Annotated in this window: 10 protein-coding genes; 7 read left to right on the top strand and 3 right to left on the bottom strand. The window is 58.2% G+C overall.

Annotation, left to right across the window (positions count from 1 at the left end):
• Positions 1–96 precede the first annotated feature (96 nt).
• Genes moaC through moaE form a run of 3 tightly spaced genes read left to right on the top strand, consistent with a single transcriptional unit; the run spans position 97 to position 1,261 of the window.
• Complete coding sequence (gene moaC, locus V6607_RS27445; protein WP_008435663.1) at positions 97–570, top strand: cyclic pyranopterin monophosphate synthase MoaC; 474 nt, start codon at positions 97–99, stop codon at positions 568–570.
• A complete protein-coding gene (moaD, locus tag V6607_RS27440) occupies positions 567–809 on the top strand; it encodes a molybdopterin converting factor subunit 1 (RefSeq protein WP_003216306.1) in 243 nt (80 codons plus the stop codon). The genes moaC and moaD overlap by 4 nt, the downstream gene beginning before the upstream one ends.
• Positions 810–811: 2 nt before the next feature.
• Entirely contained in the window at positions 812–1,261 is a 450-nt protein-coding gene (moaE, locus tag V6607_RS27435) for a molybdopterin synthase catalytic subunit MoaE (protein WP_003216307.1), read from the top strand.
• Positions 1,262–1,329: 68 nt separating this feature from the next.
• Here moaE and V6607_RS27430 read toward each other — a convergent pair whose 3' ends face one another.
• Complete coding sequence (locus tag V6607_RS27430; RefSeq protein ID WP_008435662.1) at positions 1,330–2,466, bottom strand: FAD-binding oxidoreductase; 1,137 nt, start codon at positions 2,464–2,466, stop codon at positions 1,330–1,332.
• Positions 2,467–2,720: 254 nt separating this feature from the next.
• Here V6607_RS27430 and V6607_RS27425 point away from each other — a divergent pair, with 254 nt between their 5' ends.
• The gene (locus V6607_RS27425; RefSeq protein WP_032899432.1) at positions 2,721–3,746 is read left to right on the top strand and encodes a hypothetical protein; all 1,026 of its coding nucleotides are present in this window, start codon (positions 2,721–2,723) and stop codon (positions 3,744–3,746) included.
• 46 nt (positions 3,747–3,792) lie between these two features.
• Entirely contained in the window at positions 3,793–8,568 is a 4,776-nt protein-coding gene (locus V6607_RS27420) for an RHS repeat-associated core domain-containing protein (RefSeq protein ID WP_134327295.1), read from the top strand.
• An 11-nt stretch (positions 8,569–8,579) separates the two neighbouring features.
• Here V6607_RS27420 and rhlB read toward each other — a convergent pair whose 3' ends face one another.
• Both rhlB and V6607_RS27410 read right to left on the bottom strand, forming a co-directional pair.
• Complete coding sequence (rhlB, locus tag V6607_RS27415; protein ID WP_023659203.1) at positions 8,580–10,067, bottom strand: ATP-dependent RNA helicase RhlB; 1,488 nt, start codon at positions 10,065–10,067, stop codon at positions 8,580–8,582.
• A 96-nt stretch (positions 10,068–10,163) separates the two neighbouring features.
• On the bottom strand, positions 10,164–10,820 hold the full coding sequence (locus V6607_RS27410) for a carboxylesterase (RefSeq protein WP_102605025.1): 657 nt from the start codon (positions 10,818–10,820) through the stop codon (positions 10,164–10,166).
• Between the two features lie 347 nt (positions 10,821–11,167).
• Here V6607_RS27410 and V6607_RS27405 point away from each other — a divergent pair, with 347 nt between their 5' ends.
• Positions 11,168–12,199, top strand: a complete 1,032-nt coding sequence (locus V6607_RS27405; protein WP_003216321.1) for an amino acid ABC transporter substrate-binding protein — start codon at positions 11,168–11,170, stop codon at positions 12,197–12,199.
• A gap of 72 nt (positions 12,200–12,271) precedes the next feature.
• Positions 12,272–13,453: an amino acid ABC transporter permease gene (locus V6607_RS27400; RefSeq protein ID WP_003216323.1), complete on the top strand. Its 1,182-nt coding sequence runs from the start codon at positions 12,272–12,274 to the stop codon at positions 13,451–13,453.
• Positions 13,454–13,463 lie beyond the last annotated feature (10 nt).

The raw sequence follows: 13,463 nt of genomic DNA, 5'->3' as shown, positions 1-13,463 counted from the left end.
CCTGCATCGCGGGCAAGCCCGACTCCCACAAAAGCCAGCTCCCACATTTGATCGGCGTTGGGTTTACAATCGGGGCTCCTGATCAGGAGTATCCCTGTGCTGACTCATCTCGATTCCCAAGGTCGCGCCCACATGGTCGACGTCACTGAAAAAGCCGTGACGTTCCGTGAAGCCGTGGCCGAAGCGCGGGTGCGCATGTTGCCCGAGACCCTGAAAATGATTGTCGACGGCGCCCACCCCAAGGGCGATGTGTTTGCCGTGGCCCGTATCGCCGGGATCCAGGCCGCAAAAAAAACCAGTGATCTGATTCCCCTGTGCCACCCGTTGATGCTCACCGGGGTCAAGGTCGAGCTCAGTGCCGATGGCCTGGACGCGGTGCGCATCGTCGCCCGCTGCAAACTCTCCGGGCAGACCGGCGTGGAGATGGAAGCGTTGACCGCGGCCAGTGTTGCCGCCCTGACGATCTACGACATGTGCAAGGCCGTGGACCGTGGCATGACCATCGAAACCATTCGGCTGCTGGAGAAACTCGGCGGCAAGAGCGGGCATTTCAAGGCGGACCAGGCATGAGCATCAACGTACTGTTTTTTGCGCGCTACAGCGAAGCGATTGGCCTGGACTCCCTGGAGATGGAAGGTGACTTCGCGACGGTCGACGCTGTACGCCAGGCATTGGCCGGTGACCCGGAATTCGCAGTGCTCAATGAGGCCAGCCTGATGTGCGCTCGTAACCAGGAACTGTGCGACCTTGAAGAGCCGCTGCAAGCTGGCGACGAAGTGGCATTCTTCCCGCCCGTGACCGGAGGCTGACCATGGCGATTCGGGTGCAGGCCGAGGCGTTTGATCCCGGCGCCGAGGTCAATGCGATGCATGCGGCCAATGTGGGCGTAGGCGCGGTGGTGAGTTTTGTCGGCTATGTGCGCGACTTCAATGATGGCCTGGATGTGGCGGGGATGTTCCTCGAACACTACCCGGGCATGACTGAAAAGGCTCTCGGCAAAATCGTCGTGGAGGCCGAGCAACGCTGGCCGCTGCTCAAGCTGGAAGTGTTGCATCGCATTGGCGCCCTGGAGCCGGGTGAGCCGATCGTGTTTGTTGCGGCGGCCAGCGCCCATCGTCAGGCCGCGTTCGATGCCTGCGCCTTTGTGATGGACTACCTGAAGACGCGGGCTCCGTTCTGGAAGAAGGAAAACACCAGCGAAGGGCCACGCTGGGTGGAAGGGCGCGACAGCGATCACGCAGCCGCTGACCGCTGGAAATAACGTGTGGCGAGGGAGCTTGCTGTGGCGAGGGAGCTCCCTCCCCACAGCAAGCTCCCCCGCCACACAGGTCAGGTCGAGGCGTGCAGCCGGTGTGGAGAAAGCATCGCTTCGGTCAACCCGAACGCCGCCAATGCATCCGGCAAAGGCTTGCCGCGCACCAGCGCCGCACTGGCCTGGCCCATCGCCGGAGACGTCTGGATCCCGTAGCCGCCCTGAGCCGCAATCCAGAATAATCCCTCCACCTGTGGATCGAACCCGCAGACCAGATCACCATCGCTGACGAAACTGCGCAGCCCGGCCCAGGTCCGCGCAGGTCGGCGGATACTCAGGGTGGTGGCTTCTTCGATGTGATAGATCCCCGTGGCGATGTCCAGCTCTTCCGGTTGCACATCGTGGGGCTCCACCGGGTCGGCATTGGCCGGTGAGCCGAGGAACATGCCCGCGTCGGGTTTCATATAGAACGAACCATCGAGGGCCGCCAGCTCCGGCCATGCGTGGATGTTCAGCTCGGCGGGTGGAGAGAAGACGAACGCGCTGCGACGTTTGGGTTGCAGGCCGATTTTCTGTGCACCGGCCAACTCGCCGATATGGTCGGCCCAGGCGCCGGCGGCGTTGATGATCACCGGGGCGCTGAAGTGTTGTTGGGCCGTGCGCACTTGCCACAGTCCCTGACCGTCGCGGGTCAGTTTCTGCACGTCACTGTCGGTGTGGATTTCTCCGCCATTGCGCCGAATGCCGCGCAGGTAACCTTGATAGAGCGCATCGGTATCGATGTCACACACGGTCGGGTCGTAGATCCCGCCATGGACTTTTTCCCGGCGCAGGATCGGCATCATGGCCATCGACTCCTCGACGTCGAGCAGTCGCGTTTCTGGCACAAGGGCTTTGGCACTTAGGTACTGGCGCTGCAACTCACCGGGGTCGCCAATCAAGTCCACCAGCAATTCGCCCCGTGGGGTGAGCAATGGGTGTTCGGCAAAGCCTGCGGGCGGCTGATCGAAGAAGGCGCGGCTGCCCAGCGTCAGTGCGCGGACCTGGGGCGTGCCATAGGCGGCGATGTACAGGGCGGCGGAACGGCCGGTGGAGTGGTAACCCGGCATCGACTCGCGTTCCAGCACGATGACGCGGGCATGGTGTGACAGCCAGTAGCCGGCGGATGCGCCGGCGATGCCACCGCCGATGATGAGGTAGTCGGCCTGGTTCATGTGTTCCTCCTGGATTTGAAAATGCTGAAACCAAATGTGCAGGCTTGCTTGCTCCTCCACAAGCCCGCTTTCACATTTATATTCAGCCTGGCGATAAAGCAGGAAATCGCTATTTCCTTTTGACCTGAAAATTCCGGAAAAACTGTTATTTCTAACAGTAGGCGGTCCCTTCTATAAAGCGCTTACTTGCATCAGGCCGGTACAAGATGTGGCGTTGATGATAACTGTTCTCTATGTTGGATAAGGAGAAGGAAATGAAAGCGGAAGATCCCAATGTTCGTTTAAAAACGTTTGATATTGAATTCCCTCGCGATGGTGGCAATGTAGTTAATAATGAGGTGTATCTGGGTGGCAAACAGCAATGTCAAGTCAATATAATTGTCCAAAAGGAGAGGAGAAACGCTGAAGGTATATGGGAGCTGGCAGCCTTTGAGGCGACGGAGCTTGAAAGTGCCACGGTGGTTGAGTATTCCACAAACCCAGAAGCGACAATTCCGGCCGGATGGTATTGTGATACAAAAAGGAACGAATTTAACATGGGTCGGTGGTCGGGGGTGCTTGAGGAACCCAGCATGGCTACAGCCCCTTCTAACCCTATTATTCAGCCGATGCCCGGTATTGGTCCGCTCGAAAATGAGAAGCGATACCTGAGGTGTGATCTGAGATCAACTGGTAATCAGCAGTTTATGGCAAAAATTACGGTGGGACGTAAAACATATACAACCAATATGGAGAGAGATAATGTTAATTATCAATCATCTGTCACTGTTAAGTGTCAAGAGCCCTATACATTGTCTGCTGAGCGGCTCGATCATTGGGCTGATACCGACGCCTTTTCAGTGCAGGGTGTGGATGTGGATATTTATTATTGGACGCCACCCCTTGGGTTGAGATTTGTCGAGAATATACCTCCGACTGATCCCGTAAAATTAAAAGATCCATCTGTTCAGGGGGATCACTTTGATATTTACTACACTCGGGACATTGGGCACGGTATTAGACAGATCGGCGGTGTCATACGGGGTAATACTGTTGGAAACATCACAATGAATAGCCTGCTGAAAAAATCTTCAGGGGGAAATGAACTAATTCCTGCGAACAAGCGCAATACCATCATGCGTGCTGCGCGAGTCAAGGCCTGGTTGAATAACCCCAACACCGATCAACAAGGGGCCAGTATTTGGACAATGGTCGATAGTTATGGCTGCTCGCATCACTATTACCTGACCGAGACCGACAATTACAATGTGATGGTGCTGCGCGCCACTTCAAAACCCTGACGTTCCAGGCATTTCATCCCCTCTCCAAGTGCGAAGCGGTGGACCTATGGACATCTATTCGAACGCGTTTAATTTCAGCGCCCACCTCGGCGGTTCGGTTGACCTGCGTACCGGGCAGTATGGGTGTCTGGTTCGTTTGGCAGTCTTGAGCCCAAAAGGGCCGTTAGAGATCAGCCGAGAGATTGCCTTGGCGTTCTCGATGATGGATACCCGCAACAGTGGCTACGGTAAAGGCTGGAGCTTGTCGAATACCGAATTTGACCCGAACAGCTTCAAGCTTACGCTACTCAACGGTGAACAATATCTAACCCAAGGGCTGCCCTCCGTAGGGGACAATGCTGTTATTACCGACCATAAGTTGAAGGACCTCACCATAAAACGGGTTGCGCAAAATACGCTGCACGTAATTTACAAGGATGGCACTGTCGAAATCCTGCGTCCCCTCAGCATTCCCGGTCCCTATAAGATCAGTGCCATCCAGTTCGAAAATGGCGAGCGGCTGACCTTCCGGTATGGCGGTAATAACTTATTGCAGAGCATTGTTGACGATAAAGAAACCGACCTGTTGATGTTGAAGTATTCCGCCGGATCGCTGGTAACCGCCGATACACTAATTGATGGTAATCGTTATGCCCGTACGCGATTTGAATATACTCATATCGACAATCAACTGACCAAGGTCACGGTTCCTTATGACTTGGCAGGGCCAGTCGCAAGTGAGGCCTATTCGTTTCAGTACCTCAGGTTGCCTGATGCAATGGTAGCTATTTCGCAGGTTATGACACCCATGGGGGGGCAGGAGATAATTCGGTATAACTCAAATGGGCATCAATACGATGCCCGTTTGTATATTCCGGTCGTCACCTACTGGGAGCAAAACCCCGGACGCGGGCAGCCCTCTGTCGTCCGCTCTTATAACTACAGTCCCAACCGTAACTTCACGGGATATCCTCTTAATGGCGGATTTCGCCAGGGCCAGGATAATTTGTATCGGGTGGATAGCGAGTACGCTTATTGGGCGGAAGAAACTTACGTTGATAATAATGGCAAGCCCCTGCGGTCTACCCGTGCCACTTATAATCGTTTTCACCTGTTGACTGAGGAATTAATGCTAGCCAATGGCAGCGAGGTCAAAACCGAGACTGTCTACAATGAAGTTCGGGGCATCCAGTTTCCAAATCAGCCCGCCAATCTCCAACTTCCGAGCCGCATCACCAAGACCTTTGAGCTGTATCCCCAGGGTGGCAAACCCCCAAGGGCGGAAGTGGTCAGTATCACCACCGATGACTTCGGCAACGAACTAAGCCGCACCGAGGCCTCCGGCGTACGCACCGAATACACTTATTACCCGGTGACCGGCGAGCCCCGAAGATGCCCTGCCGACCCCCATGGACTCTTTCAACGTTACCTGAAGCTGGAAAAGCTTTTCCCGGCCAGATCGACCACTGCGGCTCGGACCACTGAACATTCCCACACCGACGTCTCGATAACGGGGGGCGGCTACTTCGTCATGCCGCTTGCCATCAACCTTGAAGGGGGCACCCATACGTCTTATACCTATCATTCTGTGGCCGCCAACACCGCCCTGCATGGTCGCTTGAAAAGCTCCACGACGACGATCGACAAACTCTCTCTGGTCTCCGATTTCACCTGCACCTTCAATGGCGACTCGATCACCGAAGTCCGGAGCTTGAAGGGGCGTGAGCCTGGTCAATGGCTCGAGTCCGCGCGCACGTGGTCACTGACCAATCAGCGTCTGCTCGACATGACACGTGATGCCGTCGGCAGCCTGGCGATGACGTACGATGTCAGTGGGCGGCTGACATCGGAAACCGCCGCGCCAGGCACGCTCCAGATGGCCCGACGTCGTTATGCCTATCACTTTTCGGCCGGGGCCAAGATGGCCCATTTGGTCACCACGGATGCACAAGGCACCGTGCTCTTCACGTATTTCGATGGCATGGGACGCCAGCTCTCTGCTGCGCAATCGCTTGATGGCATCGCGGACAATGACAGGCTTCTGGGTTCCTGGGCGTACGACGCACTCGGGCGGCTCGTGAAGCAAACCCGTCTGGATTATCTGGGTGATGGGCCGCGTACATTGAAAACCAGCCACGCCTATAACATTTGGGGCAACCCGTGGACGGTAACTCAACCCGATGGTCGGGTATTGATCGATGAATATGACCCGCTCCTCAACCGCCGGGTGACGGGGGTGCAAGGTGACGCGCAACTGGAAACCTGGTTCAACGAACACAATCAACCGGCACGGGTTGAGCGGGTGAGCGTTGGCGGTGCGCGCATTGTGGTGGAAACCCGTACTTATGACGGGCTGGGCCGCTGCACGGAGCGCATCGATGCCAGGAAGACCAAGACTGAATACGCCTATGACATTTTTGATCGTGTGGTGCGCAGCCTGGAAACCCCATCCGACGGAACGCCGCCCCGTGAGCGGTTGACGACGTATGCGCTTGGCACCAGCGAGCCAATGGTGCGCACCCTCACCGTAGACAGCAAGCTGCTTGGCACGCGTGAATACGACAGCCTGGGCCGCGTCATTTCCCAAGCGCGTGGCAACGCAACAGCCACGACCTGGGAGTACAAGCCCAACCAGGTTGCGCCAGTGGCGGTGACTTCGCCGCGCGGTGACCGCCAGGAGTACCGGTATGACCTCGAGCTGGAAACATTGACGGGCGTCCAGATGGCAGGGCATGCGCCGATAGACCTTGAGTACGACCCCATCAGTGGCGCGATGCGACAATCCCTTACAGCCGGGCTCAAGCATGAGATGAGTTACGACGAGAACGGCTATCTCGCCAAGGAAGTTCAGACGCTGGGCAGTCAGGCATTGACTAGCCTGACCAGCTACTCACCGGGTGGGCGGCTGTTGCGGCATACCTCGGCGGATGGGCAGCGCAGTGACCTGAAATATGACCTGTTCGGACGCCTCCAACAGACAACCACCGGTTTTATCGGCACGATCCAGGCTTACGACAGCCTGGGGCGCCCATCGGCGCGAACCCTCAGTTACCAATTCATGCGTCTTACCGACTCGGTGGTCTATGACGCATGGGGGCGTGAGTCAGAACGTAAGCTGGATCAGTTCGGTGCGCTACTGCAGAACATCGTCAGCACCTATTACGACGATGGCCTGCTGGCCACTCGCACGTTGAAAGATGCGAATGACGCCGTGGTCACGGGCGAGACGTTCACTTACGATGGTTATTCGCGGCTCAAATCCTATGTGTGCGACGGCACGCAATTCCCCATGGATCGATTGGGTCGGGCGATCAAGCAGCAGCATTTCAGTTACGACGGTCTCGATAATATGACCGAAGTGCAGACGACATTTACCGATGGCGATAGCGACCGTAGCGAGCGTTTTTTCCAGGGTCAAGATCCTGCTTGCCTGACGCGCGTAACCCACACTAACCCGGTGCAAAACCTGACCCTGAGCTATGACGCCTCCGGTAATTTGCAGCAGGGCACCTCCAGCCGCAGCTTTGCGTACAACGGTTTTGACCAGCTCACTGGTGTGCAGGTCGACGCCCTCAGGTACAGCTATCAATACGACGGCGAAGCACGCCAGGTGCTTGCTGCGCGAGGCAACGAAGCCCCCGTGATGCTGGCCTATGCCGGGGATCGGCTCGACACGCTGGTGGAGGGCAGTAAACGGGTGCGTTACGTGCGCGACGGCGACCAGGTGCTGGCCTACCGTGATCACGGTAATCGCGAGCAACTACTGGTCAATGACGGCGCTGGCAGTGTCCGCGGTGTGGTGGCGCCGGGCATGGAGCAGGTGCGCCGGCAGTACGCGCCCTACGGTGACGCCAGGATCGCCTTGGCAGATGGCACGCCTCCTTCGATGGTCCATCTGCAACTGCCCGCATACAACGGCGAACGGCTGGACGTACCGGTCAACCTCTATCACCTGGGTAATGGGCGCCGTGCCTATGATCCCGAACTCATGGTGTTTCTCTCTCCTGATCCCCTCAGTCCTTTTGACGAGGGCGGGATCAACAGCTACGCCTATTGTGGCGGTGACCCGGTGAATTGGTCGGACCCCAGCGGCCTCTTCAGTTTTCCAACATGGGCCCGGTGGGCACTGACCGGTGTTGCACTGGGCATGTCGGTGGTCACCGCTGGGCTTGCAACTGCGGGCTTGCTCGCTGCCATCAGCGCTCAAGCCGCTGTACTGACCATTGCCGGCAAGAGTGCGCTGTTGGCGGCCTCAGGCGCGGCCTCGGTAGGTGGGACGTTGGGGATTGCCGCACTGAGCGTTGAGGCGGTCGACAATCAGATGGGCTGGGATCGCTCCAGTCAAATCAACGTCCTGAACTGGGCATCGCTGACCTTTGCAGCGGTGGGTGTCGCGGCCAGTTTAGGGGGCGCAGGCATAGCGGCGACGGGCGCTTCCCGGGCGGTTGAAGTCGCCGCAAGCCCGGCGGTCCGAAGCTTCAGTCTATTGAGTTCCCAAGCAAGGGCCGGATTGCAGGCCGCTGGCAAGTTGCTGACCGGTGCTTCTTACAAGTTCTTCAATGACATTACGCTGCCAAGCCAAGCCTGGGGGGTGACGCGTTTTGGCTTGCGCGTGGTCAATCTGTACCGCTCGGTCGACGGTCGGATCAGAAAGCGCCAGCCGGCAGCGCCTATCGGGGGCGATGCCGAGAACTTGCAGCAGCCACTGGGGCAGCCGCAACCCCAGCCTCAGGCCCATCGCCTTGTCGATATGTCGGGCAGCAGCTTCACTTTCCATGAGGCCTTTTCGCAGGAGGCCTCGCGTGTTCGCCAACCCATCCTGGCCGAATGGAATTCGGCCTGAGGTCTTCCAGCTTAAGGGCGTTTGCGCTCCACCGGACGCAACAAATGCGTCGGTGGCGTTTCGCAGCTGATCTTGCGGCCCAGCAAGGTTTCGATCGACGGCAACTGATACGAGTCGTCTTCACCGGCAAAGCTGATGGACACGCCCGCCGCGCCCGCGCGGCCGGTACGGCCAATCCGGTGCACGTAGTCGTCCGGCACTTCCGGCAGGGTGAAGTTGATCACGTGGCTGATGCCATCGATGTGAATCCCGCGTCCGGCCACGTCGGTGGCCACCAGCACGCGAATCTTGCCTTCGCGGAAACCTTCCAGGGTCTTGATGCGCTTGTGCTGCGGCACGTCGCCGGACAGTTGCGCGGCATTCACGCCATCACGCACCAGGCGTTCTTCGATGCGGCGCACTTCGTCCTTGCGGTTGGCAAACACCATGACCCGCTCCCAACCGTTGTCGTTGACCAGGTTGTAGAGCAGCTTGTATTTGTCGGCACCGGCCACGGCATAGATATGCTGTTCGACGTTCTCGCTGGCGACGTTGAGTGCCTCGATCTCGACGATGGACGGGTCGGTGGTCCACTGCTTGGCGAGGTTCATCACGTCTTCGGTGAAGGTCGCGGAGAACAGCAGGGTCTGGCGCTCGTTTTTCGGCGGGGTCTGGCGAATGATCTGACGCACTTGCGGGATGAAGCCCATGTCGAGCATGCGGTCGGCTTCGTCCAGCACCATCACTTCGACCATGTCCAGGTGCACGTCGCCGCGCTGGTTGAAGTCCAGCAAGCGCCCCGGCGTGGCCACCAGGATGTCGCAGTGGCGCGCTTCCAGGTGCTTGAGCTGCTTGTCGAAGTCCATCCCGCCAACAAACGTCATCACGTTGAGGCCGGTGTACTTGGTCAGGTCGGCGGCGTCCTTGGCGATCTGTACCACCAGCTCCCGGGTCGGGGCGATGATCAGTGCGCGGGGTTCACCCATGTAGCGCTCTTTTGGCGGTGGGGTCTGCAACAACTGCGTAATGATCGAGATCAGGAACGCAGCGGTCTTGCCGGTACCGGTCTGGGCGCGACCGATGGCGTCTTTGCCGGCGAGGGTGAAGCCCAGCACTTGCGCCTGGATCGGCGTGCAGTACGGGAAACCCAGGTCCTGGATGGCGTGCATCAGTTCTGGGGCGAGCTTGAAATCATGAAAGCGGGTTTTGCCTTCCTGGGGTTCGACAACGAAGTCTTCCAGTTTCCAGGGAATAACCACAGGTTTGGGCGCGCGTTCACGGCGCGGCTTCTCCTGGCGTGGCTCCTGGCGTGGTTGGTCGGCGGCTGGCTCTTCAGCGACGTTAACCGTGGCGGGTGTGGTCACCGGCTCTTTTTTTGGCGAGGCTACAGGTGCGGTCCGGCCAGGCTGCTGGCCGTCATTGCGGCTGCCTTGAACGTGGGCGGGGGCACTGGAACCTGGCGCGAGCTGCTCAGCCTCGCTTTTACCGAACATCTTCTTGAGTGCTTTGAGCACGGTCATCTCATCAATTGGTTAAGGAATGTACGCCGGCCAGTGTAATGCAAGAATCGGGCGCGGCGTAGTGCGTTGGTCATGCGGCTACACAATGGGTGGTTTTCAGACCAGGCGGGCGGCCAACCAGTCACCGATATCGTGTATCTCCTGGGGTAACACTTCGTGGCCCATTGGGTATTCCTGCCATGCAACGGTGACACCGCGCGACTTCAAATGCTCATAGGCGCTGCGACCCATGGCGTTCTGCACCACGTCGTCGTATTGGCCGTGCAGGCACAGCGCCGGAATCCGTTGCTGGCTGGCCGACAATTCGAGTTCGTCACCGAAAGTGGGCGCGTAGGTGGAAAGGGCAATCACGCCACCCAAAGCACCCTGCCATTTCAGGAACGCGGTGTGGAACACCACGGCGCCACCCTGGGAAAAACCGGCAAGGAAAATCCGCGAGGCGTCTATCCCGCTGCTTTTTTGTTCCTTGATCAGGTCGGTAACCATTTTTGCCGAGGCTTCCAGCTCTTCAACACTGATGGAACGCGCCGGGCTCATGGCCTTGATGTCGTACCAGCTCGGCATCTCGTAGCCGCCATTGATGGTCACCGGGCGTGTCGGCGCCTGGGGCAGGACAAAGCGCGTCGACAGGAGTTTTTCCTGCAGGGCTTCGGCCACGGGCAGGAAGTCGTAGCGATCGGCACCCAGGCCATGCAACCAGATTACGCAGGCGTCTGCGGGCTTGGCGGGCTGAAGAATCAAGGGTTCGGTCATGTCTGCTCCATATATGTGCGTGCGCTCCGATTGAGTGCGTCGGAACGGTGCGCGACGGGTTGATCTGTTAAGAGAATGTCGCAAGGTTGAATCTTTTGCTCTTGACCATGGGCTGAAACGACTCAGCCATCAGTCTGGTACGGGGCTTGCTATGTGAAACCCGATGTCAAGGCTCACCCCAGGCGGTAACACTATCAGTGACTGGCGCCTGTGGGATAGCAACTGGACTTAAAGCAAAAACCTCATGCTGTTTGACCCCAAAAAAAGCCAACACGGGTCGATGTCGCCTCATAAGGGTGCGGTGGGGTTCGAGCTCCGACACAACAAGAGCAAAACTGGAGGTTTGAATGAAGGTATTGAAATCCACCCTGGCCATCGTGACCGCGGCTACCGTACTGGGTGTCAGTGGTTTCGCCCAGGCTGGCGCCACTCTGGATGCCGTGCAGAAGAAAGGCTTTGTGCAGTGTGGCGTGAGCGACGGTCTGCCGGGCTTCTCGGTGCCGGACGCCAGCGGCAAGATCCTCGGGATCGACGCTGACGTGTGCCGTGCTGTTGCCGCTGCCGTATTCGGCGACGCAACCAAGGTCAAATTCAGCCAGTTGAATGCCAAGGAGCGTTTCACCGCGCTTCAGTCTGGCGAAGTCGACATCCTGTCGCGCAACACCACCATGACCAGCTCCCGCGATGCCGGCATGGGCCTGAAATTCCCGGGTTTCATCACCTACTACGACGGTGTTGGTTTCCTGGTGAACAACAAGCTGGGCGTGAAAAGTGCCAAGGAACTGGACGGTGCAACCATCTGCATCCAGGCCGGTACCACCACTGAGCTGAACGTTTCCGACTACTTCCGCGCCAACAACCTGAAGTACACCCCGATCACGTTCGACACCTCCGATGAAAGCGCCAAGTCGCTGGAATCCGGTCGTTGCGACGTACTGACCTCCGACAAGTCCCAGCTCTACGCACAGCGCAGCAAGCTGGCTTCGCCGAAAGACTACGTGGTACTGCCGGAAACCATTTCCAAAGAACCACTGGGCCCTGTCGTGCGTAACGGCGACGACGAGTGGCTGGCCATCGTGCGCTGGGTTGGCTACGCCATGCTCAACGCTGAAGAAGCCGGTATCACCTCCAAAAACGTCGAAGCTGAAGCCAAGTCCACCAAGAACCCGGACGTTGCCCGTCTGCTGGGTGCTGACGGCGAATACGGCAAAGACCTGAAAGTGAAGAAAGACTGGGTCGTACAGATCGTCAAGCAGGTCGGTAACTACGGCGAAGTGTTCGAGAAAAACCTCGGCAAGAGCACGCCTCTGGAAATCGATCGTGGCCTGAACGCTCTGTGGACCAACGGTGGCATTCAATACGCACCACCTGTGCGCTGATCGCTGATGGTTCTATCACCCGGTGGGCCAACCGCCGGGTGATGTTCTGTTCCATTATTCCTGGGGCACTTAATGCAAAATCAAATCGGCGCACCAAAACAGAAGCTCAGCTTCAGTGATCCAAAAGTGCGTGCGTGGCTATTCCAGATCATCACGATTGTGGCGGTGGTCTCGTTGGGCTGGTACCTGTTCAACAACACGCAAACCAACCTTCAACACCGGGGCATTACCTCGGGTTTCGACTTTCTTGAGCGCAGTGCCGGCTTCGGCATCGCTCAGCACCTGATCGACTACACCGAATCGGACAGCTATGCCCGGGTCTTTGTGATCGGTCTGCTCAACACCCTGCTGGTGACGGTGATCGGTGTGGTCCTGGCGACCATCCTCGGGTTCATCATCGGTGTGGCGCGCTTGTCGCCCAACTGGATGATCAACAAGCTGGCCACGGTGTATGTGGAAGTGTTCCGCAACATTCCGCCGCTGCTGCAAATCCTGTTCTGGTACTTCGCGGTATTCCTGACGATGCCGGGGCCGCGCAACAGCCACAACTTCGGCGACACGTTCTTTGTCAGCAGCCGTGGCCTGAACATGCCCGCCGCGTTGATGGCGGAGGGTTTCTGGCCGTTTGTGATCAGCGTCGTGGTGGCAATCATCGCCATTGTGCTGATGGCCCGTTGGGCAAATAAACGCTTTGAAGCCACCGGTGTTCCGTTCCACAAGTTCTGGGCCGGCCTGGCGCTGTTGGTGGTGATCCCTGCGCTGTGCGCTTTGGTGTTCGGCGCGCCGCTGCACTGGGAAATGCCCAAGCTGCAAGGCTTCAACTTCGTCGGCGGCTGGGTACTGATTCCCGAGTTGCTGGCGCTGACCCTGGCCCTGACCGTGTATACCGCGGCGTTTATCGCCGAGATCGTGCGTTCAGGCATCAAGTCCGTCAGCCACGGCCAGACCGAAGCGGCGCGTTCCCTCGGGCTGCGCAACGGTCCGACCCTGCGCAAGGTGATCATCCCGCAAGCCCTGCGCGTGATCATTCCGCCGCTGACCAGTCAATACCTGAACCTGGCGAAAAACTCGTCACTGGCCGCCGGTATCGGTTACCCGGAAATGGTTTCGCTGTTTGCCGGCACGGTGCTCAACCAGACCGGCCAGGCCATCGAGGTTATTGCCATCACCATGAGCGTGTACCTGGCGATCAGCATCAGCATTTCCCTGCTGATGAACTGGTACAACAAGCGCATTGCGCTGATCGAGCGGTGAGGAAACCTGC

The organism is Pseudomonas sp. KK18 (assembly GCF_037094675.1).
Lineage (GTDB): Bacteria > Pseudomonadota > Gammaproteobacteria > Pseudomonadales > Pseudomonadaceae > Aquipseudomonas.
This window is presented reverse-complemented; position numbering and strand designations above follow the sequence as displayed.